Annotated in this window: 22 protein-coding genes and 8 pseudogenes; 17 read left to right on the top strand and 13 right to left on the bottom strand. The window is 31.0% G+C overall.

The annotated features are described in order from the left end of the window. Nucleotides 1-126 precede the first annotated feature (126 nt). The 6 genes and pseudogenes from QM351_RS10005 to QM351_RS10030 form a co-directional block, all read left to right on the top strand. A complete protein-coding gene (locus QM351_RS10005) occupies nucleotides 127-1,509 on the top strand; it encodes a hypothetical protein (protein ID WP_414327279.1) in 1,383 nt (460 codons plus the stop codon). A gap of 416 nt (nucleotides 1,510-1,925) precedes the next feature. Continuing rightward, on the top strand, nucleotides 1,926-2,792 hold the full coding sequence (locus tag QM351_RS10010; protein ID WP_414327280.1) for a helix-turn-helix domain-containing protein: 867 nt from the start codon (nucleotides 1,926-1,928) through the stop codon (nucleotides 2,790-2,792). 396 nt (nucleotides 2,793-3,188) lie between these two features. Then, a complete protein-coding gene (locus QM351_RS10015) occupies nucleotides 3,189-4,799 on the top strand; it encodes an ATP-binding cassette domain-containing protein (protein ID WP_414327281.1) in 1,611 nt (536 codons plus the stop codon). Nucleotides 4,800-4,920: 121 nt separating this feature from the next. Then, nucleotides 4,921-5,397 carry a type II toxin-antitoxin system antitoxin PezA gene (gene pezA, locus QM351_RS10020; RefSeq protein ID WP_414327282.1) on the top strand — a complete coding sequence of 159 codons (477 nt, stop codon included), beginning with the start codon at nucleotides 4,921-4,923 and terminating at the stop codon, nucleotides 5,395-5,397. Then, on the top strand, nucleotides 5,397-6,164 hold the full coding sequence (gene pezT, locus QM351_RS10025) for a type II toxin-antitoxin system toxin PezT (RefSeq protein WP_414327283.1): 768 nt from the start codon (nucleotides 5,397-5,399) through the stop codon (nucleotides 6,162-6,164). Before pezA ends, pezT begins: the two co-directional genes overlap by 1 nt. A gap of 63 nt (nucleotides 6,165-6,227) precedes the next feature. Then, a pseudogene (locus QM351_RS10030) lies at nucleotides 6,228-6,509 on the top strand (tyrosine-type recombinase/integrase); the annotation flags it as partial. A 248-nt stretch (nucleotides 6,510-6,757) separates the two neighbouring features. Here the strand turns inward: QM351_RS10030 and QM351_RS10035 are convergent. The 3 genes and pseudogenes from QM351_RS10035 to QM351_RS10045 all read right to left on the bottom strand — a co-directional run. Then, nucleotides 6,758-6,915 (bottom strand): annotated as a pseudogene (locus QM351_RS10035) (IS3 family transposase); the annotation flags it as partial. Nucleotides 6,916-7,203: 288 nt separating this feature from the next. After that, nucleotides 7,204-7,365, bottom strand: a complete 162-nt coding sequence (locus tag QM351_RS10040; protein WP_414327284.1) for a hypothetical protein — start codon at nucleotides 7,363-7,365, stop codon at nucleotides 7,204-7,206. Between the two features lie 338 nt (nucleotides 7,366-7,703). Next, on the bottom strand, nucleotides 7,704-8,567 hold the full coding sequence (locus tag QM351_RS10045; protein ID WP_254743080.1) for a helix-turn-helix domain-containing protein: 864 nt from the start codon (nucleotides 8,565-8,567) through the stop codon (nucleotides 7,704-7,706). 191 nt (nucleotides 8,568-8,758) lie between these two features. Here QM351_RS10045 and QM351_RS10050 point away from each other — a divergent pair, with 191 nt between their 5' ends. The 3 genes from QM351_RS10050 to QM351_RS10060 all read left to right on the top strand — a co-directional run bounded on the left by QM351_RS10050 (nucleotide 8,759) and on the right by QM351_RS10060 (nucleotide 10,630). Further along, on the top strand, nucleotides 8,759-8,929 hold the full coding sequence (locus QM351_RS10050) for a PhrA family quorum-sensing system peptide (RefSeq protein WP_001227861.1): 171 nt from the start codon (nucleotides 8,759-8,761) through the stop codon (nucleotides 8,927-8,929). Nucleotides 8,930-9,874: 945 nt separating this feature from the next. After that, complete coding sequence (locus QM351_RS10055) at nucleotides 9,875-10,375, top strand: hypothetical protein (RefSeq protein ID WP_414323033.1); 501 nt, start codon at nucleotides 9,875-9,877, stop codon at nucleotides 10,373-10,375. A gap of 24 nt (nucleotides 10,376-10,399) precedes the next feature. Further along, on the top strand, nucleotides 10,400-10,630 hold the full coding sequence (locus tag QM351_RS10060; RefSeq protein WP_070594655.1) for a hypothetical protein: 231 nt from the start codon (nucleotides 10,400-10,402) through the stop codon (nucleotides 10,628-10,630). Nucleotides 10,631-10,695: 65 nt separating this feature from the next. On the opposite strand, the gene QM351_RS10065 is transcribed toward QM351_RS10060, so the two are convergent. Further along, nucleotides 10,696-10,764, bottom strand: a complete 69-nt coding sequence (locus QM351_RS10065; RefSeq protein WP_367998130.1) for a hypothetical protein — start codon at nucleotides 10,762-10,764, stop codon at nucleotides 10,696-10,698. Nucleotides 10,765-10,943: 179 nt separating this feature from the next. Between QM351_RS10065 and QM351_RS10070 the strand changes: the two genes are divergently transcribed. The 7 genes and pseudogenes from QM351_RS10070 to QM351_RS10100 all read left to right on the top strand — a co-directional run bounded on the left by QM351_RS10070 (nucleotide 10,944) and on the right by QM351_RS10100 (nucleotide 16,336). Beyond that, nucleotides 10,944-11,303 carry a hypothetical protein gene (locus tag QM351_RS10070; RefSeq protein WP_414327285.1) on the top strand — a complete coding sequence of 120 codons (360 nt, stop codon included), beginning with the start codon at nucleotides 10,944-10,946 and terminating at the stop codon, nucleotides 11,301-11,303. Nucleotides 11,304-11,394: 91 nt separating this feature from the next. After that, nucleotides 11,395-12,393, top strand: a complete 999-nt coding sequence (locus QM351_RS10075) for an NAD-dependent epimerase/dehydratase family protein (RefSeq protein ID WP_003005029.1) — start codon at nucleotides 11,395-11,397, stop codon at nucleotides 12,391-12,393. A gap of 11 nt (nucleotides 12,394-12,404) precedes the next feature. Continuing rightward, a complete protein-coding gene (locus QM351_RS10080) occupies nucleotides 12,405-13,595 on the top strand; it encodes a DegT/DnrJ/EryC1/StrS family aminotransferase (protein ID WP_371585342.1) in 1,191 nt (396 codons plus the stop codon). Beyond that, nucleotides 13,588-14,052 (top strand): NUDIX hydrolase, encoded by a 465-nt coding sequence (locus QM351_RS10085; protein WP_049514452.1) that lies wholly within the window; start codon nucleotides 13,588-13,590, stop codon nucleotides 14,050-14,052. The genes QM351_RS10080 and QM351_RS10085 overlap by 8 nt, the downstream gene beginning before the upstream one ends. Next, the gene (locus QM351_RS10090; RefSeq protein WP_003005641.1) at nucleotides 14,049-14,690 is read left to right on the top strand and encodes an HAD family hydrolase; all 642 of its coding nucleotides are present in this window, start codon (nucleotides 14,049-14,051) and stop codon (nucleotides 14,688-14,690) included. The genes QM351_RS10085 and QM351_RS10090 overlap by 4 nt, the downstream gene beginning before the upstream one ends. A 76-nt stretch (nucleotides 14,691-14,766) precedes the next feature. After that, nucleotides 14,767-15,623: pseudogene (locus QM351_RS10095) on the top strand (IS982 family transposase). 47 nt (nucleotides 15,624-15,670) lie between these two features. Further along, nucleotides 15,671-16,336 (top strand): HAD family hydrolase, encoded by a 666-nt coding sequence (locus QM351_RS10100; RefSeq protein WP_003005418.1) that lies wholly within the window; start codon nucleotides 15,671-15,673, stop codon nucleotides 16,334-16,336. Nucleotides 16,337-16,506: 170 nt separating this feature from the next. Here QM351_RS10100 and QM351_RS10105 read toward each other — a convergent pair. The 9 genes and pseudogenes from QM351_RS10105 to QM351_RS10145 form a co-directional block, all read right to left on the bottom strand. Continuing rightward, a pseudogene (locus tag QM351_RS10105) lies at nucleotides 16,507-17,050 on the bottom strand (integrase core domain-containing protein); the annotation flags it as partial. Nucleotides 17,051-17,299: 249 nt separating this feature from the next. After that, nucleotides 17,300-17,461 (bottom strand): annotated as a pseudogene (locus QM351_RS10110) (helix-turn-helix transcriptional regulator); the annotation flags it as partial. Nucleotides 17,462-17,469: 8 nt separating this feature from the next. Beyond that, nucleotides 17,470-17,706 (bottom strand): annotated as a pseudogene (locus QM351_RS10115) (hypothetical protein); the annotation flags it as partial. 307 nt (nucleotides 17,707-18,013) lie between these two features. Beyond that, nucleotides 18,014-18,292: pseudogene (locus tag QM351_RS10120) on the bottom strand (hypothetical protein); the annotation flags it as partial. A 333-nt stretch (nucleotides 18,293-18,625) separates the two neighbouring features. Further along, nucleotides 18,626-19,261, bottom strand: coding sequence for an ABC transporter ATP-binding protein (locus tag QM351_RS10125; protein WP_414327286.1), 636 nt, complete (start codon nucleotides 19,259-19,261; stop codon nucleotides 18,626-18,628). Continuing rightward, nucleotides 19,258-21,345 (bottom strand): hypothetical protein, encoded by a 2,088-nt coding sequence (locus QM351_RS10130; protein ID WP_414327287.1) that lies wholly within the window; start codon nucleotides 21,343-21,345, stop codon nucleotides 19,258-19,260. Before QM351_RS10130 ends, QM351_RS10125 begins: the two co-directional genes overlap by 4 nt. Before the next feature lie 57 nt (nucleotides 21,346-21,402). Further along, nucleotides 21,403-21,690: a lactococcin 972 family bacteriocin gene (locus QM351_RS10135; RefSeq protein WP_223357304.1), complete on the bottom strand. Its 288-nt coding sequence runs from the start codon at nucleotides 21,688-21,690 to the stop codon at nucleotides 21,403-21,405. A 1,146-nt stretch (nucleotides 21,691-22,836) separates the two neighbouring features. Continuing rightward, nucleotides 22,837-23,523 carry an XRE family transcriptional regulator gene (locus tag QM351_RS10140; protein WP_414327288.1) on the bottom strand — a complete coding sequence of 229 codons (687 nt, stop codon included), beginning with the start codon at nucleotides 23,521-23,523 and terminating at the stop codon, nucleotides 22,837-22,839. An 8-nt stretch (nucleotides 23,524-23,531) separates the two neighbouring features. Further along, complete coding sequence (locus QM351_RS10145; protein WP_414327289.1) at nucleotides 23,532-24,392, bottom strand: ImmA/IrrE family metallo-endopeptidase; 861 nt, start codon at nucleotides 24,390-24,392, stop codon at nucleotides 23,532-23,534. Nucleotides 24,393-24,520: 128 nt separating this feature from the next. Between QM351_RS10145 and QM351_RS10150 the strand changes: the two are divergent. Further along, nucleotides 24,521-24,653: pseudogene (locus tag QM351_RS10150) on the top strand (aromatic amino acid lyase); the annotation flags it as partial.

Below are 24,653 nucleotides of genomic sequence, written 5' to 3' on the forward strand. Positions count from 1 at the left end.
AGAATGAATCTTTCTAAACTTCTAAAAATTAGTTTGAGTACATTACATAACTTTTTATTTGATTATCATTTTATTGAATTATATTTTGATATAATTAATGAAATAAGATAATAAAAGGTAGAAAATATGCAGAAGATAAAAGAGAATACTGCTTTTGAAAAAATTCCTGAGATTTCAAAAAAAATAGAAGAAGTGAAAATCACCTCTTTCTATATGTTGAGCACAGATTTATATAAGATAGACAACAATAAACTAATAGAGATAATTACTAAAAAATTTGAAAATCATCCGGCTACGATTATGACACTAATAGGTACAAAAAATAATACTCTTTTAAAAAAGAAATATAAGCCATGGAAAATTCCCAAAGAGTTGCAACATTTAAAAAACAAAGTGGATGAGAAAACTAATTATTATTTAGACTTATATTTTGCAAGATTAGAAAAAGGAAAACAAAATTGTCTTTTTAGTTCTAAATCTAATCAATTTGTTAAATTTATTTTTGCTCCTTTAATAGAAGTGGATAGTGAGGAAGAATTACATTTTTTCTTTGTGACACTCACTGTTTTTCAAAACGGATCAATAGTCATAGAATTATTTGAAGATTTAAGATCATCATTCTATAGATTTGACTTTTTTCATCCGATTACAATGATGAGATGGCAAATATTTCCTGATTTTGAAAAGAGTGATAGAGAGTATTCTTTAAATACTAAACATCAACTTGATGATATATTGAAGTATATAAAAAAAGAACTTTCCTCCATAAACGGAGGATTGAAGTTAACTGAGAGTATATTTTATTTACATTTTGTTACAAATATGAAGCAGATGAATAAAATGGATTTTTTTAAAAATAAAAAACTGTATACATGGATGATAAATGCTCCCTATAGTGTTAACAATGTATCTTCAGAAATTAAATCAAAAAACTATTTAACCAACTATTATAATTTAGGTAGTATTAATTATATAAATAAAGGAGCAAATTATATAGTATGGAGTGAGGATGATTCTGACAAATTTGAATCAAATTTTTTCAGACAAGCCAGTTTCTTTTTATCTTCAGCCACTCCATTCTTTCAGTTAGTGTGTCTAGATGAGACTATTATGGATGGGCTGGAAAAATTCCAACTTTCAAATGATAAACAACTAATAAAATTTAACGAGTGGGTTCACGGTTATAAACGATCTTTTCTATATATCTATCGAATAAATCATATTGCTATTTTTGATTTATTTAATCATTTAAAAGAAAGTTCTTATTTCAAGCATGATGAATATATAGAAAAAATTAAGCAGGAGGAATACGATTTGTTAAAGGATAGAAATCAATTTAATGAGTCACAGAAGAATAGAGTTATGGAAATTATACTTTTCTTCGTTAGTTTGGTCTCTGTTTTACAAGTTGTAGATATATTTACTAAAAGTAAAATAATATTATTGATGAGTGCTCTACTTACTATAATTTTGTCGGTTAGTATGCTTATTTACAGAAACCGTAAATGATATTTAAAATTTGATAAAATAAATGTAAATGGCATCCGAACAGTTGATTTGTATAACTGTTCAGATGCTTTTCAATTTCTATCAATATTTTTTTCGAATATGACATATTGTACTTGATTATGAATTCTGCCTTATTCTTGAAATTTATCAGGAAAAAATAACATCAATAAATGAATTAAGATACCAACCAAATATAAAATCACACTGATATCATCTTGCGAACTAGATCCTTCGAAGAATTCTTATTTATACCAAATCGAATTTCATTTTATTGGGAGATATAGATTTCTAAAATGGAACATCGACTAACATTTATATAAAATTTGTATCTTTCTGAACATATATTTGAATTTTTAATTTAAACATATTACAATTAATATTGAAGTCAAAATCAATTAGAAAAGGAATATCCAAACGTGGGTACATTATTAGCAACAAGATTAAAAAATAGAAGAAAAGAATTAAAAATGTCACAAAAAGAATTGGCTGAAGGGATTTGCAAACAAGGTCAAATTAGTCGGTTAGAGAGTGGAGAATATACTCCAGGGGCGGACTTCTTGTATGCTTTATCACGCAAACTAAAAGTCAGTATGGATTATTTTTTTGAAGAACATGTTGAACAGAAAATAGACGAGCTAACAGAATTTAAAAAAATAGCACGTATTTTTATTATGAATCGGAATTATGAGTCTTTAAAATATATACTTGAATTAGAAAATATTAAAACTCATCGTTTATCTTTATCTGATAAACTTTATATGGAGTGGATAAAAACACTTGTTGATTTTTATTTTTATGGAAAGAAAGACGAGGCAGTTCAAAAATTAGAGGGAGTACTTGAGCAACTAAGTACATCTGATCTGAACTATCTTCAATTCTCTAATACATTATTTAATTTTTATTATGAAGTTGGGAGTATAGAACGATTTAATAAAATTAGAGATCGAATAGAGGAAAGAGTTAACCAATTGAGTTTAAATACGATAGAAGAACTAGAATTGTCAATCAAATTTAACTATAACGTATGCCGGTATTTATGGCTCCAAAAAGATACTGAACAAGCAATTTCTAGAATTTCTACTACAATTAAGCAATGTAAAGATTATAGAACTACCTATCTATTAGCAGATTTATATGTATTAATGGGAAATATAAGCAAAAGTATTTCATCAAAAGATAACACATTAGAAAATTATGAAGTTGCCTGTTTTTTGTACAAACTTGATGAGAATATTCCTATGATGCTAAAAGTAGAGCAGTATATTTTAAAATTGACGGAATAATATGTAACGATGTTTTTAAAGAACATCGTTTTAAAATACAAAAAAGTATATAATTAAAAATTAATACAAAATAATTATATTATGTATTGATTTGTTATGCATGAAGTGCTAAAATAAAATGCAATAATACAAAAGGGAGGAGACCAAGAAGGATTTGTTTTTGTCACGGGTTAGCTGACTTGCTCTATTCGTGCGATGATAAGTATTTAACAAAAGATATTCAAAGGGTATTGTAGATTACTGGAAAGAAATTATTTTAATAACAAAATACTTAATGAATATAGTGTTTGAGGAGTATTAAGTGACAAAATAGGAACCTTATTATCTTATGTTGCACTTAAAAATAAGATAATAATTGGTGAAGAAACATTTGGGATTTTTAAATGAGGCTGGAATATGACATTAAAAACTTATTTAATTAGATGCAAACGAAGCAATTCTATATGGTTGTTTTGGATTTTTATTAATTCATTATGTGTTTACTTAAATGGTATATTGAGTGCAAAAGCAATTTCTACAATTGTAAATTTTGATTTACAGAGATTTTTGTATTTAAGTGGAGCGATTTTAGCTGTAAATTTAATATGGGTATTGCAAATATATCAAAACTCAAAAGCAAGTGAAAAAGCCATACAAGAAATGTGTACCGAAATACGTAAAGATATTGTAAAAAGTATTGAAAGTAAGGGTGTGATACGTTTTGGCTCAAAAAGTGTTAGCGCCTATACCTCATGGCTGACAAATGATCTTAATACTATTCGAGATCTTGGCTTTGAAACACTTGAATTAATGATTAGTCAAGCATTAAATATCATTTTTGCAATTATTGCCTTTTTTAGTTTCCATTATTCATTATTGTTTACAATTTTGATATTCTTCCTTTTGATGGTAAATCTCCCTAAAATATTTACAAAGAAAATGGAGAATAAAGCTGTTTACTTTACTGAGAAGAATGAAGAATTAGTTAAAGCAATTGATGATTCTTTAAGTGGATTTCGAATGTTATCCAATGCTAATCAACTTCAATTTTTAATGGTAAAAATTTTATCTTATTCAAAAAAATATTCGAAGTCCAGAGTTTCATATTCAAAAACCTTTGGTGGGCTTATGTCTGTTCAAAATGGGACTAGTTTTGTGAGTCAAATTGCCATGTTGACCCACGCAGGGGTCTTATATTTTAACCGATTAATTCCGATTGGTGCTGTATCTTCTTCTCAATATTTTTCATCAATTATCTTTGCTGGCTTAACAGGCTTAACGGCAAATTACGCTGAGTTTAAAACTGTAAACAAAATATTTGAAAAATTTGAATTGGAAGGTGACCAAAATATTAATGAAAGTAATGTTAATAAACAAACTTGGAAGAAATTTATAGATAAAGTAGAATTTCAATCGGTAACTATTGAACGTGACGGTAAGATTGTCTTAGATAATTTAAATGTTAAAATTGAAAAAAATAAGAAGTATGCAATATCAGGATCATCTGGTTCAGGAAAATCAACTATATTAAAGGCTATTAATGGTGAAATTCCAATTTCGAAAGGCCACATCTTCTATGACAATATCGATTCAAAAAATATGAATTTCAAGGATCTTCATGAAAATATTTCTTATGTTAGTTTGGAAGATCATATTTTTAACGAATCCATTTTATTTAATTTGACATTAGGCCGAGAAATAGAAGATTCAAAAATCGAAAAAGCATTGGAATTATTTTATTTAAGAGACTGGATTAATGGATTGAGTCATGGATTGGAAACTACTTTATCGGAAATTAGCCAAGATATTTCTAGTGGACAGAAGCAACGAATTAGTCTAGCTAGAGCTTACCTTGAAGAAAAACCAATTTTAATTATTGATGAGGCAACTGATGCGATTGATAAAGAAAGACGGTATCAAATTGAAAAACATCTATTCTCAATGACAGAAAAAACTGTTATTTTTGTAAGCCATCATCTAGATGAAAATATAAGATCTCTTTTTGATAAAATTATATATTTGGATTAGTTTTAACATACTGAGATCAGTTGGTTAAATTAAAGATTCATCTACCAGATTTGAAAATGCACCAAAATTGGTGCGTTTTTTCTTTTTGTGCTATAATAGGAATAATTTAAGGAGGACCCTCATGATCGGAGAAAATATTAAAACGTTACGCAAGGCACATAACCTAACTCAGCCTGAGTTTGCAAAGATTGTCGGTATCTCTCGAAATAGTCTGAGTCGTTATGAAAATGGGACAAGTCGAATTTCGACAGAATTAATAGATCGTATCTGCAAGAAATTTAATGTTTCGTATATCGATATCGTAGGGGAGGAAAAAATGCTCACACCAGTAGAAGATTATCAATTAACTCTGAAAATTGAAGTGATTAAAGAACGAGGGGCGAATATCTTAGCGCAACTTTATCGTTTTCAAGATGACCAAGGAATTGCATTTGATGATACTTTGAATCCTTGGGTTCTAATGAGCGATGATTTGTCTGATTTGATTAACACGAGGATTTATCTTGTTGCAACTTTTGAGGATTTAGAGCGATATAATGGCTATTTGGATGGCATTGAACGTATGCTAGAACAAGCTACTCATCTGGTGGTGGCTTAATGAAACTAGAAGAATTTAGTCAAGATGATTTTGAACGAGCATCCAGACGACTCGTTCGTTCTTTAACTCGTGGAAAAACAACCTCATCTCAGCCCAAGGCTATCTTGCTCGGTGGACAGAGTGGTGCTGGGAAAACAACGATTCATCGTATTAAACAAAGGGAATTTCAAGGTAATATCATTATCATTGATGGAGATAGTTATCGCTCTTTTCATCCGAACTACCTTGGCCTACAGGAAAAGTATGGCAAAGATAGTGTGGATTATACCAAAGTATTCGCGGGACAAATGGTTGAATATCTTGTAGATGAGTTGAGTAAACAAGGTTATCATTTGTTAATCGAGGGCACCTTGAGAACAACAGAAGTTCCTCGAAAAACGGCACAATTATTGATAACTAAAGGATATCAAGTCTCACTTGCAGTAATTGCGACCAAGCCAGAATTGTCCTATCTCAGTACCTTGATACGTTATGAGGAGCTCCATGCAATAGACCCAAGTCAAGCGAGAGCGACTCCCAAAGAGCACCATGATGGAATTGTAGAACATTTAGTTGATAACTTACGAGAGTTAGAAAATGACAAGATTTTTAATCAAGTTCAAATTTACCGAAGAGATCAATCGTGTGTTTATGATTCGCAAGTAGACGACACATCAGCAGCAGTAGTCCTACACGAATGCCTATTTGGAAAATGGAATAAGGTGGAAAAAGAGATGTTGAAGTTGGGACAGGAACGGTTGAGAGAACTGGGAGGAATTGATAAGTGACGAAGGGCTAATTTTATGAGTACATGATAAATTGCAAGAATAAGTGCAACATTTACTTGAGCTCATCCTCTTAAAGCACTGTCAGAACAAAGCGTACGTCTAATTTTAAAGAAGCTAGTTAAGAAAAACAACTTATCTTTAACTATCACGCCACATATGTTCAGACACAGCTTTGCTACAATGCTACTGGATAAAAATGTAGATATTCGTTATATACAGCAAATACTTGGACATAGCTCTATTTCTGTAACTCAGATCTATACTCATGTATCTCAATCAAAACAAAAAGAAATACTCACTCTGTGTAATCCCATATCTTCCATTTGTTCTCGGCCACAAAAGTAAAATAACCATAGCTAAATCAAAGCAGTTTGATGATTCCCCTCTAGAAATTTTTACTCTACTAATTTCAAAAGAACAAGTATCTAATTTCATTATTATCAACAAAAGGTAGTTCTATATTTTTGAACTACCTTTTACATATTATAAATATTTTGTGTCTTCTGTTTTATTTAGATTTTGTGATTTTCTCTAGCCAAAGATACACTTTTTTATGAACAATCTTCCAGGAGAACTTTATCAATAATTTCTTATTTTAATTTAGGAAAATAATAACGATTCTTTACTTTTTTGCGATTTCTATTCCATAACGATCGATCAATTTAATCATGTACTGAAGATTAGAAATGTTTATCCCAAATTAATTAGAAAGACGTCTAAAGCTCTCTCCTTGCTTTCTCAATTCATATATTTAAACATTATCTTCATAAGTTAATTTTATAATAAAAGTACGCCAAAAGTTAGATTTTTTCTGTCTAACTTTTTAGGGTCAGTACATTATCCCAAATTGATTTGAAAGCTGTCTAAAGCTCTCTCCTTGCTTTCTCAATTCATATATTTGAACTTTATCTTCATAAGTTAATTTCATTATAAAACACCCCAAAAGTTAGATTTTTTCTGTCTAACTTTTGGGGTGCAGTTCAGATAGGGAAGAAGTGTTTTAAAAGTCATTGTATCTATTATATTATAAAATTTAGTATTAAAAAAGTATGTTTTTGAAATGATAAAAATAGATATGACCATCCCAGATAGGTTCTCTATCCCCTTTAGAAATTTCTCTGTTAATATGTTTAGATTTTTTTAGTGTCAGTTTTAAATAGTCAATAGCGTCTTCTTCGATTTGTTTAGATGATTTAGACATAATTAACCTCTTAATAAGTTGTTCTATACTAAGTATTATATCAATTTATGTGATAATTTTTCTAAATTATCCTTGCTATCCTAATATCATTCCTAAGAAAATCAAAGATTTATGACTAAATGGATAGATGATTACGAATATAAGGTTAGGAGATTAGAGAATTTTATCAATATACTTGATAATACAAGAAATCAAAATGTTACCAAATTAGAACGGGAAACAAAATCAGTATAGTTATTTGAGATACCATGAAAAAATTATAAGGCTGATAGTATTAATATCACTATCAGCCTTACAGGTTATTTAACGTTTCAGAAAAACTATAATGTCAAGATTAACTATACAGTATCTAATTCCTTCAAATAATTTTCTATCTTCATCAACATTAAAGGATTGTTATAAATCTTACATAACTCTCTTGCTTCTATATAATAATTTTTGACTTGTTCTTTGTCTAGAAATTTGGCTCCAGCATTTCCTACAAGAATAAGTAGGGGAGCCAGTTGGTAGCTTGTCTGTCTTTGTTTACAGAGTTCAATCGTCTCAAGAGCTTCTTGGATAGCTTCGTTATATTTTTCCTTTGACACTAGGTAGTGAGCGTAGTTATAACGAACTCTGATGTAGCCAAATAAAAACTCTTGATGCTCAAAATTTTTTGTCTGATATAACTCCATTAAATGAGAGTAGTTTGCCTCATATTCTTGTTCACGACCCACTAAGGAATAGAAGTTAGATAGAGTATTCAATACCTTTAAATAAATCAGAGTATTTGAGGAGACTTTTAATAATATATTTTCCAATGAAGAAATAGCCTCACACTTACTGTCATATTGATAGAAGTCAATAATAGCTTTAATCCATTCAAGGTAAGTTCGGTCTTCTAGTGTTAGAAAAGTACTTCGTTCGATCTCTATTCTATAAATATATTCCAAATCTTCATAATTTCTGTCATCTAATAGTCGAGCAGATAATTGCTTGAAATTAGAGAGGTTAGATTTAATTTCAATTTGTTCATTAAAAAAATAATCTAATGGTACTTCAAGTCGTTGTGAGAGTTTGAACAAAAGGTCTGCGGAGGGAATGAAATGCCCTCTCTCAATTTTACTAATCTGGCTTTGTTCACAAATTCCTTCTGCAAGAGTTTGTTGGGAGAGTCCTAGCTCTTTTCTTTTTAATCTGAATTTCTCTGCGAGTGTATTCATTAAAGATAATAAACCTTCCTATTTGCTTAATTTCATTATAAAATTTTTAGTTCAAAATAGCAAGTTAAAGGAATAAATAATTCTTTATGGTAATAAAAAAAAAAAAAAGTTCAAAGCGCAATAAAAATAATTGCATAAATAATATATATGTGTTAGAATAAAAATAAGGAAAAAGAAAGGGGTTTCATTGCATGAGAAAAAAACGTGGAATTAAAAAATTAGTTACATTTGCATTACTAGGTGTTTTTATGTTTAGTAATACAATTCCTTACCAACAGTTTATTCAGAAGAATAAACAATTGGAGATTCGAGTGCAATCACAAAAGGAGTCCAATGGTCTTGATGTTGGGAAGGCTGATTAGTTGATTAAATGATGAAAATACTAATTAACTATATGGTATTTCTGTTTTATCTAATTTTTAATTAGAAAGAAGTGATTCTAATGTACAAGGGTGTAATTTGTTAGAATTTCAAAAATTTAGAGCATTTTTGGCTTAGTAATATGTGTTGAAGGCTCAAAATCTATGGTAAAAAAGTAGCTTTGAAAACGTATTACCTCCAAAGATTTAGTTAAATAATGAATTAACATAAAAAGAAATTATTGAAGTTCTGGAAAGATGTTGTTTCAGTATTGAAATCATTGAGAAAAAGTGGGAAAAATTTGCGATTTTCACAGAGAAAGGAAGAAAAAGTATAGAAATAAGTCTTGAAAAACTGGATTTGAAGAATTATTTTGATTATATTGTTTCGGATGACAATTGCTATTGAAGATTCGTACTCAGGGATACAGGTATCAACTAGTGCTGGTATTGATACTATTGGATATTACGATTACCCATTGCCTTTATTTAATGCTAAGGCAAATTGGAAGGCTGGAAGTATGCAAGAAGTATTGAACGTAATTCAATCACAACATGAGTTTTAAAACGTCTAGACGTACTTAGAAAAATTAGAAATATACTTTTCGGGAATCTGTCCATAGATGAACAAAAGAAGCTTCAAAAAAATGTTTCTAATATTTATTTTAGGTCTATTCTTAATCCCATTACTTAGACCACATATAGTTGGTTGGCTAAAAACTATATGTGGTTAATAGTAATGATAACCTTATTTAACAAAAAGTTTTCCCTTTTATTTTTTAATAGCATTGTTTTGACAAATTGACTTCCACGTTTATTGGCGGTAGAAGTTAGTTTAAGAATATAGCACTTCGAGAAATTGCCTATTTTTATAGAAGCATATTATTAAGTAAAAAAACAAAAGGAAGGTGATATCATAAAATAATTATTAAAGGTAGTTGTACCTTATTGTTAATTTTTTCTTCGTTCTCTCCCTTAAGTACTGTACTGTCTGAAGAACAGTCAGCTCCTCCGATTGAGATTTTGCAACAAGAAATCTCCAAATTAAGATTAGAAGAAGGTAAGCAATATACATTACAAGAATTATTAGACAGAACGTCTCTGTCAAACTATGAAAAAGAAACAATATCTAAGGAAATCATTACACAAGTACAAAAAGAAATTAATGAAGAACAGTCAAGATCTATGTTTCGAGCTCTCGTAACTAATGTTTATAGACATTTAAGTCCTTCGGAAGTTAAAGAATGTGCACGACAATTTCGAACAATTGGTAGTTTAGTAAAATTAATTCCAAGATATGGCTCTTTAATTGAAAAACTCTATATCGTAAACGCTGAATCATATGAATATGCTGCTGCAAGAGGTTGGGGAATTGATCTTTTGATAACCTTAGATCCTTATAATCCTACAAGTACAGGTATGACTTTTAGTTTTAGATATTCTCATTAGTTTAATTAAAGGGGGGACTGTGTTATGGTAACTAAGTATTACAAGTATATTCCTTGGTTGGTTTTAGGAGCTATTGGATCTTATGAGTCCGCAACTTATTTTGGACATAGTACATTTGATATACTGTATTTATCTATTGTTTTTATGATTGTTTACGTAGCTTTGTTCATTCTACACGAAAAATATCTGAAATATAAATATAAAGAAATATTTACAAAGATTATGAGCAATCCTGAAAAAGATCATCATCCCTAGTAAGATATAGCATAATAAAGCCCTAGCAACCAGATTGTACTGACCCCAAAAAGTTAGACAATTAATTAAGCAAAGGATTTAGTTCTGTATTGCACAGGGCTGAGTCCTTTTCTATTATTTGTATAGAAGTGTATACATTTTTAATCTATAGTCGTAGAGATTTAGTAAAACTATAGCCAAATATAGATCTTTTTCTAAAATTTACTAATGTCTGTTATAATGGACATTATTTGAAATTTCCATTATAACAGACATTGATACAGTTTTGCAACATTATTTTGGTATAGTAATATTATAAAAGGAGGCGAGAAACATGAGAAAATTTGTTAGCATATTATTGTTGTCATTATCAATAATTACGCTAATTGCTTGCACTAAAAATAAGCAACAATCTCTGGATGGCGAATACTATTGGATATCAAGTGAAAGAAATGAATTGGCATTTACTATAAAAGGGAATAGAGGTTCAATAAAACACGGAGAAGCTGATAGTTTTACAATTGATCAAGAAAGTAACACCTTCCTTTTATCAGGAGAAGGTAGAAGTGATTCAACAGTAAAATATAAAGTTAAGGATGGCACCATTACAGTCGATATATCTGGAATAGAACATGAATATTACCAAAAAGGCAGTAAAGCATATAATAAAGCACCTCAACAATATAATAAGTAGAAATAGAGCGATGAAGTTTTGGTTTCTTATGATGTTGCTTTCGGAATGATTGTTATATTAACAAGACAATATGGAAAAAGGAGAATGATTCATGAGTAATATTTTGGTGACAGGCGGTTGTGGCTATATTGGTTCAAGATTAGTTGAAGAATTGCTAAATAATCAAGAAAATAAGGTTGTTGTTTTAGACAGCGGTATATTTGGTTTTGATTCACTATCTGAGTTTTTATATTCAGAACGTTTTAAATTAGTTAAGGGGGACATTCGAATCAAAGAGGACATTTTGAAATCCCTAAATCAAATTGATACAATTATTCATTTGGCAAGTCTAGTTGGAGAGCCTTCATGTGTTGTTGACAAAGATATCGCTTACGATATTAACGTTCGTGGAACAAGAAATCTAGTAGAATGTGCAGTCAAAAAGGGGGTGAAAAATTTTATTTTTGCCTCAAGCTGTAGTGTCTATGGTTTTGGTAAAGATAAGTTTGATGAACATAGTATTCCCAATCCTGTTGATTATTATGCAGAGCTAAAGCTACTTTCAGAGAAAGATTTATTAAATTATAAGGATAAGTTGAATATTATCATATTGCGATTTTGTACCGTTTTTGGTTTATCGAGGAGGATGCGATTTGACTTAGCTGTAAATGTAATGACTGCCTCTGCATTAAATAACGGAGTTATAAATGTTTACGGCGGTCAGCAAGAGAGACCATTTATTCATTGTGGAGATGTGGCCAGAGCTATCAATTTGCTTTTTGAAGAAAGATGTAAAAATAAATATACAGATAACGGTATAGAAGTATTTAATGTTGGTAATAATTCTGAAAATTATAATCTTACTGAAGTAGCTAGCATAATTTCAAAAGCTACTGGAAATACTAAAGTTAACTTAGATGGTTTAAAGGAAGATAATCGAAGCTATAGTGTTTCTTTTGATAAAATAGAGCAGTTGGGTTTTTCATCACAGAAGTCTATTGAAGTTGGAGTAGAAGAAATTGCAAATAGCATGAAATCAGGGTTAATTAATAATCCATTCTGCGATATATATAGCAACGTAAAAGTTGCTACTAAGGAATATTTGAATTAAGGAGTTAGAATATGAAACAATTAGCAATATTAGGTGGGAAACCAGCGTTTTCAAGTCAATTAAAATTTATAAAACCTATGTTTCCTACTTATTCAGAATCAAAATATGAGTCATACTTTAACGAAGTTTTTAAAACTGGGATGCTCTCAAAAGGGAGATTTTTAGAAAAGTATGAGTCTGAGGTGAGCAGTTATTTAGGAGCTCCCTATGTAACTGCTGTCTCTTCTGGGACTATAGGATTAATTTTAGCATTAGAAGCATTGGGAATAAAAAGTGGTGATGAAGTCCTTGTCCCTAGTTTTACATTTTGTGCAACTGTTCATGCAATTAAAAAGGTTGGAGCTATTCCTGTTTTTGTAGATTGCAACTCTGAAACATTTACAATCGAAACAAATAACATTGAAAAATATATCACTCCTAAAACAAAAGCAATTATTGCTGTGCACATATTCGGAGTTGGAGCAGAAGTATATGAATTAGAAAGGGTATCTAAAACCCATAATCTTAAACTTATCTATGATGCTGCTCACGCATTTGGTAGTACCATTGACAAAACACATTTGGGAAACTTTGGTGATATCTCAGTATATAGTACCTCTCCTACAAAAACTCTAGTTACAGGTGAAGGGGGAATTGTCGTAAGTAAAAATAAAGAAATTGATAGCAAAATTAGACTTTTAAGAGAATATGGAAATCCGGGAGATTATAATTGTACTGAGATTGGTGTTAATGCTAGACTTAGTGAGTTGGCAGCTATAACTGGTCTAATGTCATTGAGTATAATTGACAAAAATCTATCGGAGCGTAAAAAGATTGGCAATTATTATAGACAGTTATTATCTGAAATTGAAGGAGTATCGTTGCAAAAAATACCGGATAACCAAATTAGTACATATAAAGATTTATGCATAGTAGTGCATGCAAGGTCATTTGGGTTAGATAGAGATACAGTTGTTCAGAGTTTGAATAGAGAGGGTATTCCAACAAGAAATTATTTTTCTCCTCCTATACATAAAATGGATTGTTATTCTGAATACAATGATCTTGTTTTAGAAAATACTGAAAATATTTCCAAAAATATAATTTGTTTACCTATGCATCCATTTCTAACGTATGCAGATATCGAAATGATAGTTAATATTTTAAGAAACATTCATATCAATGCTGAAGAGATAAAGAAACGGGTGATACAAGATGCTTAACACACCAACAGAAAATTACGTGTCAACAATTCGAAAAAAGATAGGTAATGACTTACTTATTCTAGTAGGTTCAAATGTTATTATTGAAAATGAACTAGATCAAGTGTTGCTTCAAAAACGGTCTTCAGGAACATGGGGATTGCCAGGTGGATTATTGGAAGTAGGAGAGACACTTGAACAAACGGCAATTAGGGAAGTATTTGAGGAGACCGGATTAACAATTGAAGAATTGAAGTTAATTCATACTTTTTCAGGGCAGGATTATCATTTTGTTCTGCAAAACAAAGATGAAATCTATGTAGTTACCTCTCTATACAAAGCGATTAATTATACGGGAGAATTGAATGTAAGTTCAGAAGAAACGCTGGAGTTAAGTTATTTCAATTATAACTCCCTTCCTTATAACATTGAACAAGAATATCTTGATTATATAAACTATTATAGAGGACTAAGATGATTGACAAAAAAGAAATATTTATTTTTGATTTTGATAATACTATTATTGAATCACTCCCTCTTTGTTTTAGTTGCTTCAGGATAGTGTTTGAAAAATATAAAAATATCAAAATGAGTGATTCGGATATTGAATCATTATTTGGAGGTAGTGAGGAAGATATTATAAGGAGCCATGTAGAAGAAAAATATGCTGATGAAGCAGTCGAATTATTTTACATTCTTTATGAAAATTTACACGATCATTTTATTGTTCAAAATAAAGTATTTGAAAATATTACTTTGCTATTAAAAAAATTAAATTACAAAGGAAAAAGACTTGCTGTTTTTACTGGTAAGGGGCGAAAAAGTATACAAATAAGTATGAAGAAATTAGAATTAGAAAAATATTTTAATTACATTGTATCTGATGATGATGTTGCTAATTCTAAACCTGATAGTGAAGGAATTTTGAAGATACTTGACCATTATAATGCAACTCCCTCAGATGCGATATTCTTTGGTGATTCAGATGCAGATATTATCTCAGCCAAAAAAGCAAATGTACTAGCTGTTGGTGTCAATTGGTATAAAACAAGAAAATTTACTATTTCTCCTGATATAATATCTAAGAATCCATTAGATATTATATACTCCTGCTGATAGTTGATTTGACTTAACAAAAAAGCCCATTTGGTGTACACTGCAAGTGAAGAAAAATAGCAGGGAGGTAAACCAAATGGACATTTTCCATTATACACCGAATCGCCATCACCTTCAACTCAGTATGCCGCAGCTTCGTAAAGTCTGCCGTGACTTATATCAAAAAGTCGCTCCTGATGAGTTGATCCACCGCAAGAATGTAGAGCAATGCAAGGTTTCGAATGTTTCTGTTTTAACCTTGATGCAATTTCAGGCAGAAATTGGGATGAAGTCACAGCGAAAGTTTTATCAATTTATCCGAAATTTCTTCGGATTCAGGGATTGGAGAGAAGCCGCTTCTATCGCCGTGTTCATTATCTGATGCCCCTGCTTCAGCTGATTTGCCTCTATTTCAATCAGCTGGATTTTGATGAATTAGTCATTATCGACAGCTTTCCAGTCCTCTTGTGTCAGCCGGTTAGAAATCATCAGGCCAAGGTCTTGAATGAGGTGGCCAACATCGGCTACTGCGCTTCCAAAAACATGTGGTTCTATGGTTTTAAAATTCATCTGGCGGTGACAGAGTCGGGCTATATTTTGGATTACTTGGTTACGCCTGTCTCGGTCCATGATATTCAGGTGGCAGAAGAGTTGCTGGATGCCATCCCCTATACTCCTGTTTTAGCGGATTTGGACTACTTGGGTAAGGAACTGAAAAAACGATTGGAAGCCAAGGGAATAGACTTTTTGACGCCGATTTGTAAAAATATGAAAGGAGCAGCTGAGCACAACAATCCTGCTATCCTGACAATCCGAAGGACCATCGAAACTCGGATCTCTGTCCTAAATGCATTGTTTAACATTGAACATCCGCTTGCTCGCTCTTTAGCAGGTTTGCAATTAGAGATCGAACGGGCTATTTTGGTCTATAATTTAGGATTTTTTATCAACTAGCAACACGGGTATTATATATGATAGATTTTGATTTTAAAGGAGGATTTATGAATTTGAAAGGTATAATCTTCGATATGGATGGAGTTATAGTTGATACAGAGTACCAAGATTTTCTAATACAGAAAGATTTTATCAAACACCTTAATCCAAAATCTAGTTACGAAGATTCTGAGCTATTGGTATTAGTTGGTAAATCATATTTTAATCTTTATAGGCTTTTACAGCAATTTATTGGGAAACAATATGATATAAAAACTATAGAAAAAGAATATGCTTCTTTTAGTGATGAGAGATATGAAAAAATTGATTATTCTTTACTTTTTAGAAAAGAAATTCTAAAAATTATTGACTATGCATTGAAAAACGGAATCAAATTAGCTGTAGCATCATCATCAAAATATGAGCATATTAATGAAGTTTTAGAAAGGTGTGACATAAAAAAATATTTTGATGTCATCGTTAGCGGAGAGAATTTTGTAGAAAGTAAGCCAAATCCGTCTATCTATTTAACAACGCTACATAAGTTAGAATTGCAAGCAGAACAATGTATTGCAATTGAAGATTCATACTCTGGAATTGAATCTTCAACTAGCGCAGGAATTGCAACTATTGGTTATTATGATAGCCGATTACCATTTTTTAATGACAAAGCGCAATGGAAAGTTGAAAATATGAAAGAAGTTTTACAAATAATAGAATCACAGAGTCTTTGAGTTGAAAGGCGATGAGGTTCTTGAGGACGTTAGAAAGAAATAAACTTGTTTCATAACGAAATTTAAGGTAGAACTTATCAGGACTCTGCCTTTTTAGGCTCTTTTCTACCATTTGTCAAGTCTGTCAAGGCTTTAAGTAAAAAAATGAGATATGAAAAGGCAACACTTTTCTATACAAAATTTATAAAGTGTTTTTTTAAAGCGCTGATTCGCTTAGCGATTGGGGTTTGGTAGTTCAGACTGCTGTGAATGCGGTGATGATTCCACCAGTAAACGTAGTCCTTTGTTTTAAAGGTTAGTTCTTTCAGCGAATGGAAGGTTTCTTGGTTGACAAACTCGAGTTTGAAGGCACGGTAAGTACTTTCAGACACGGCGTTGTCATAGGGACAAGCTGCTTGACTTAGAGACCGAGCGATGCCGCATCTCATCAATCAGCTGGTTATCAAACTCCTTACCACGGTCAGAATGGAACAGCTTGACATTGGTAAGCGCGTAAGGAATGCTTTGATTGGCTTGTTTGACGAGCTCTGCAGTCTTGTGCCACCCAACTGACAGTCCAATAATTTCGCGGTTAAAGAGATCAATGATCAAACAAACATAAGCCCAACGATTTCCAACACGGACGTAGGTCAAATCTGTTACAATTGCTTCAAGTGGCTTTTCTTGGTCAAATTCTCGAGCCAATAGGTTTGGAATAGGTGCTTCATTTTTTTGAGCTAGTTCTTTATCAAAATAAACAGTATTATAATCCTGATCATTATAAACCGTTGAACCGATACCAGCAGACATTTTTTCGTAAACATGATATTCGTATAGTTTTGCTGATATTGAAACAACGTTCTTATAAGCTTCTTTTTGAACTAGGTTTCTGACATAATTAAGTGCATTATTCTTACCTTCATCTGATAAAGTATTATATAGTCGGACGATTTCGATCTCTGTAAAAAAACCTTTTGGTACATTTAGAATCTGCTCTAGTTGTTGCACTTTTTCTCTAGATGGTTGTTTTACTCCACGTTCCCATGCGGAATAGGCTTGATAGCTGACTCCCAACTGATCAGCAATATCTTTTTGAGTCTTTTTCAGCTCTTTTCTACGAGCTTTTAGTTTTTCTGGTTGATACATCGTTTTCCTCACATTAATAGTAACTTCAATTCAGCTTTTTGTTTTGCCTCTTTGTCTGTTAGCTTATTTTTATCCCAAACATAAGCTATAGATTTTCCTTTATCATAGATGAGCCATACTTTTAGATTGTCACAGCAAGTCTTAATTGTTTTCCAATTCTCTTGGTTTAAAAGTTCAGGATACTCTTGACTAGTCACAAAACTTTTTTTGATCACAGATCGCTCTATCTTATAGATTAGAGAAGCTGATAGTTTTACAATTGATCAAGAAAGTAACACCTTCCTTTTATCAGGAGAAGGTAGAGCTGATTCAAAAGTAAAATATAAAGTTAAGGATGGCACCATTACAGTCGATATATCTGGAATAGAACATGAATATTACCAAAAAGGCAGTAAAGCATATAATAAAGCACTTCAACAATATAATAAGTAGAAATAGAGCGATGAAGTTTTGACTTCTTATGTATATTAGGTTATAAGAAAACACCCTGAAAGTATAGATGGAAATCTAACTTTTGGGGTGTTATCAATTTTAAGGGCGTTGAATATGTCTTTATTTTGTGAGTGAAACACGGAAATCATTGTATTTGCTGTAATCAAACTTTTCATTGAGACCTGTTACAAATACAATTGGTGTATAATGGCCCTCTTCCAAAATGAAACCGGCTTTTACCTTGGCAGTGGCTCCCCCAAGTCCAGCAATACCTGGAAGAAGGGCATCAAAAGCTCCAGGTTCGTCTGTTTCCCAGTAATAGATATTACCAGAAACTTGAACAGCTTTTGCTCTAGTCGTTGCTGTACGAATTGGGTTCACATCTGCTTGATAAAAGTTTTGGGACTTTTTCCAAATTTTAGTAACTCATTCCCCTTCTTAAAATTTAGAATTCATATTTGACAAACCGAAATAAATACAAGTTCGGTTCTAAACCACTAAATAGTACTATCCGTTGTATACTGTTTAATACAATCATTAATCTTTTCCAAGATTGTCACTTTAATTCTTTGGTCTAAGTATATGGAGGTCCACTTATTTTCGGATTGAATCATTTGCTTCCTTACGAATTTCTTAACCACCTAAAAAAGCTGTTTGATCGAACTCAAACAACTTTGTTACACTTGACTTAATAATTGGAGGAAAAACTATTTCTACATTCTACACTTAACTTTAAATTTTGAGATTAATAATACGATCACATTCATTCGCAACCTCCAAATCATGTGTCACTATAACTATAGTTTTTCCATCTTGATTCATTTGCTTTAATAAATGTATGATATTATCTCTATTTGTTTTATCAAGCGACCCAGTTGGTTCATCTGCGAGTACTAAAGAAGACGGTTTTAAAAGGACTCGTGCTACAGCTACTCGTTGTTGTTCACCTCCTGATAATTCCGAAATTTTTGAATCTAGCTTTTCTTCTAGGCCAAGCTTAGCTAATACGGTTTTGATTTTACGTATTTTTTCTTTCTTATTACAATCAACATATTTTAAAGCTAACAATAAATTATACCTTACTGTCTCATTATCAACTAATGCAAAATTTTGAAATAGGTAACTAATCTTTTCTCTTATTATCTTTTGTGACTTTCTAGAATTTATCTTTATGTTTTCATTTCCCTCAAAGGAATAAGCGCCAGAATATTGATCATCAATTAAGCCTATAATGTTAAGCAATGTCGTCTTCCCACTACCACTTGGTCCAACAAGTGCCACAAATTCACCTTCAGATATATTTAAAGAAAAATTATTAAATATTTCCTTACTTCCTATTTTTTTATATAAATTAATAATTGATATCATATTTCTCCTCTTTTCAATTGTTCAGATAATTTTTTTCGTTCATGATTATAGGCTAGAAATAGCACTAGTAGTAAATCTAAACAGACATAAATTGTATAGCTTAACAAGATAGCCCATGTTACCTTACTAAAAATAAGTATCATTAACGAAATGATGTGCATCATTCCAATTGTTACTAAAAATGTGGCATATCGATCAACTAACTTCCATCCTAAGAATTTCATAGTATTTTGATACTGATGACGACAAATAAAACCAATTAAAATCATAAAATAAGAAATTGCAATACTTATTAGTATTAAAATGAATAGCACGAATAAAAAATTATTTCTACCTGCTCTTAAAGAATCGACCTTATTTTGCTGAATATCGTGCAATGTTGAAAATTTAATTTTAGTATCCTCGTCGTTAGTCGTAGCAATTCTGTTCGCAATTTGGAAATTCTCTTTTGATTTTGGAATCTTCAATGGATTACTGATTCCAGTATTTGTAAGATACGCTGCTTCTTCAAATAATAAATCGTCACTCACTATTGAAAAAATTGGTTGTGTGAAATTTTGGGATATATTTTCATTATACGGAAATAAATCAACCTGATTTTTATAATAAATAATTTCAATCGGAAGTTTATTTAAATCTATGCTTGTCTGCTGATCATAACTTAATTGTGAACGATAAATATGTTTCACAAGTTTTGTTATGTTAGCCTTTTTATAACTTTCTGGGACTAAAAAGAGTTTCTTACTGTCGGATTTTTTAAATGGTAAACCATGGTCTTTTAAATAATTGTAATTTACATATAGTATTTCTACATTATCAAACCCCTTAATATTATAAGATTCATAAACGTTTATATACTCGCTCTTTATATATTGAGCACTTGTTTCTTTTTCTAAACTATGATATAAAGTCGTAAAATAATCATTAGCTTTAGACTGATCAGACTGCATATCTTGCCACAATTTATCACTTGGAGAATAATTTTCAATGGTTATAAAATTACTACCATTTCTATCCCATTGTTCCTGATATTTCATTTGTTCATTCATATCAATTAATGTTTGAGAAATAGTTATAAAACTAAACACTACAAATACAGTCACTACTCCTTTAAAGAAATAATTCAAGAACATTGCGAACTTAAAGCCAGAAAAAGACTTTAACATTTTGGGTACCGTAACTCTCTGAACAACACTATAAACAAGTAGACTTGATATCAGATACGCAAATAATAGAAAAAGCTGTCCCCAGATTAAACTCATAAATAAATATTGTGGATAGATGCTAACAGAAAGGAAACAGATCACATCAAATATGATAGCGGAAAATAAAATAAGAAGAACATTGGGAATAGTATATTCAAAAAAAATACTTATATTGGAAAAGCCAATTAGTTTCTTTACGCCAATTTTCTTTAATTGTGTTAGCGGTTGATAAGTAGCACTAAGAAGCAACATGAGCATTGAAATAATAAATACTGCTACTGTAACAAGAAATACTTGATTAACGTAATCAACTTTCGATCCAAATTTTTCATTCAAAAGATCCTGTTTACTAATACCAAAATGGGAACTTATATCTGAAATGAGCCGGTCATTATCAAACTCATAAGTAGATACCACCGTATACTTCCCATTTATAGAATGAGTTTGATCAGAAAAATAGTGTGACAATAATTGAAGTGATATTGGTTTTGCATTTAGAAAAGTCTTTATATCACCGAGTTTATTTTTGATATCTTTATTGGAGTATATCCCAGAAGGATTAGATGAAAATTCTAATTTGTCGATTCCAAAATTCTCTGATGGAAAAGTTGATTCATAAATCAAAGCAGACTTTATAACCTCTGATCCATTGTTATCTGTTTTAACAATAGATACCTTATATTTCTTTGATAACTGAGAAAAATAATCCATTAGTTCAGCAGGAGTTTGCCTTTGATCTGTTAAATAAAATTCAACAGTATACAACCCATCTTCTATATTGTTGATACGGTTTATTTCATTTGTTCGAAAAATATTAACAATGATTAAACTAAAACAAATGGTAATCAACACACAACAAGTCTTCACTATTCTACCCATACACAACTCCTTCTAAAAGTAGAAAGTCTTCTAGTACAAATACTAGAAGACTCTTTGTTAAAAACCATAAAAGTATTCTAAACCAGTAGGTGGAATTTTATCAATAGATGTTTTCGCCCATAAACCAGCTCCTTGACGTTGAGTATTTACTAGTTTGCCTTCTTTAACACTAGCAGTATGGCTCCGACGTGGGTGATAATAATTAGAATAACCATAAGTTCCAGTATATCCAACACCGTAATGCCAAGTACCACCAGCAACAGATGCTGCAAAAGCTGTTCCCGAAACTAATAGTCCACCTACTAGGAATGAAATAACAAATAATTTTTTAATTTTTCCAGCCATATTGAACTCCTTTTTAAATAAAAATTACTTTAATGCAATATCTTCTAAAACATCGGAATCCCCTCCTCACACCTTATTTCAAAATAAAGCCCCGCTTCCTTGAAAGCGTTTTCTATACATCTTGTATTATACTATTAAATTTTACTTGTGTCAACATTTTATGTAATTTATATTATTCCTTGAAAGAAGACAAGAATAAGGTTATCAAAGTGAAATAAATAATCATTTTTTCCTCATTTTACTTTTCTAGTTTCCTTATTAAGACAATTCAAACTAGATTACGTCTATCTATTTATTTTATCTTTTATTTGCTTTAAGTCCTGTATCTCTTTTAGAATACTAAAAATATAGACACTAAATAGAACTACACCTAAAAAAGATAAAACAAAGAAACCAGACGTAAGTTTTTCGCCTCTAACAGCTAGTACTCCAAGGAAAAAAATACCGATAGCCATTATGGAAATTATGAGGATAAACCACAAGTAAATCATGTAAAACTTATAAAGATAGCAAAAGGACTTATTTTTTTGTTTAGGCTTATCCTTCCATTTTAAATAAAAGAAATAAGGTGTATTAATAATTAAAATAAATAAAAATCTCATCTCTAGCACAACTTTTTACTTTCTATTTTGGATTTCTCACAAGATCTCCCAACTTCCAAATACCAAGCCAAAAAGAAATTGTTAGCATGATAAAGAATGTAAAGAACATATTATCGACTAGATTTTTACTCATCAAGCATAGTTCTCTAGCTATATAAGGAGACACGGGAAACAAAATGCACTGTACTATAGTAATTATTTTTTTCATGATTCATTAATAATACTGTCACATATGATACAGTATACTCCTTTCTAGGAAGATTTCTTTTTATCCCTATCTTTATTATACCTTGATTATCATTGAAAAAAATGTACAAATCAATTTCTTAGATTTGATAATATGATGAACTATAAAATATACAAAATACCACTCCAGAATAATGTACAAAACAAAAATAAAGTACACTTTTTAAAGAATGTACTTTATGCTTCTAATTCAGTTGTATCAATGGTTTAGCTCTAGTTTAGTCAATTGTACATAAATTTTTAGTTTTCTTTGTTACATAATCATCAGAAATAGAAAATCAACGTAAATAAAATGTTGTTAGAGTTTCATTGGTACAAAATTACCAACAATAATTCCTACAATTCTAGGATCTTCATCATACGAAAGAAAAATATCTTTATAGTTTTGATTGATAGAAACCAGCCTTAAGCTATGCTCCTCTCGATAAACTCGTTTAATATAAGTCTGGCTATTGCAGACTACAGCATAAACTGCACCATCGTAATCAAATCCTGTCTCACGAATAAGAGCAACCGAACCATTTTTGTATTTGGGTTCCATTGAATCTCCAGATATCCATGAGGCAAAATCATGGGCTAGTTCTTTATCAAAATAGACAGTATCATAGTTCTGATCGTTATAAACCGATGAACCGATACCAGCTGACATTTTTTCGTAAACATGGTATTCGTATAGTTTTTCTGACACCGAAACAACATTCTTACATTGTTCTTTTTGAACCAGGTTTCTAACATAACTAAGTGCTTGATCCTTAGCTTCATCTGATAAAACATTATATAGTCGGGCAATTTCAAGCTCTGTAAAATAGCCTTTTGGAGCATTTAGAATCTGCTCCAAAAGCTTTACTTTTTCTCTAGATGGTTGTTTTACTCCACGCTCCCATGCAGAATAGGCTTGGTAGGTAATACCCAATTGATCTGCAATATCTTTTTGAGTCATTTTTAGCTCTTTTCTGCGAGCCTTTAGTTTTTCTGGTTGGTACATCGTTTTCCTCACATTAATAGTAATTTCAATTCAGCTTTTTGTTTTGCCTCTTTGTCTGTTAACTTATTTTTATCCCAAACATAAGCTATAGATTTTCCTTTGTCATAAATGAGCCATACTTTTAAATTGTCACGGCAAGCCTTTATTGTTTTCCAATTCTCTATATTTAGAAGTTCTGGATACTCTTGACTAGTAACGAAACCTCTTTTGCTCACTGCTGGCTCTATCTTATTAATTAGAGAAGTCTGGTAGTTGTTAAACTCCTTTATAATATGTTCTTTTATGCTATGAAACAAAAGGAGAAGTGTGGCATTTTGTCCATCAATATAAGCATCGATCGCCTGCTTAATGGTATTTTCTTTTCCAGGATAATATTCCCTAAGAAGGTCTAAAAGGCGAAAGAACAATGCCTGTTTTGAAACATCTAGGCTATTTTGAATGTGTTGAAAGGTGTCGCAACTATAATAAATCTTCGACAACAAAACAATGTCAGGCATTAATACAACAGCAGAGAAAATATTCGCTTCTCGCTCTAGTAGGTTCTCCTGATTATCAATAGATTCAGCAAAATAGTTACCTTCATGTTTAAGGATGAAATGCCCCAATTCATGACACAAAGTAAAATTCTTTTTCACAATTGGATTATCCTTTTCATAAGAAAAACTAATACCTAATTCATCAATAACAGTTAATCCTTCAATCTTATGATTTGAGAAATGGTGACTAATCACCTGAATCTGGTATTTCTGAATACAATGTTGAAAGAAGTCATTGAAATTGTAGTTTAGTACTGAAATATCATGATCTTTCATATACTGGTATAACACATGTTTTGTAGACTTACTTATTCGTGCATACATTTCATTCAAAGAATGACACCTCCTTTCAGTATAAATCACAAAAACTAAACCAAATTGGTTGAGTTAATTATATAAAAAAAGTGGACGAGTGTCCACAAAAAATAATAAGTCAAACATAATAAAATTAAAAGTAAATTCTGAAGCTTTCTGAAATCGGAAACGTATCTGAACGTCGGGTGGAACGCTTGGTCAACAGCCAGCTTAGTAAATTACCATCCTTCTTGGTTAAACACCCTGGACTCAACTCAGGCTTCATGATTACCCAGTATG

Origin of the sequence: Streptococcus parasanguinis (assembly GCF_047465465.1) — a bacterium.
Classification (GTDB): Bacteria; Bacillota; Bacilli; order Lactobacillales; family Streptococcaceae; genus Streptococcus; species Streptococcus parasanguinis_AI.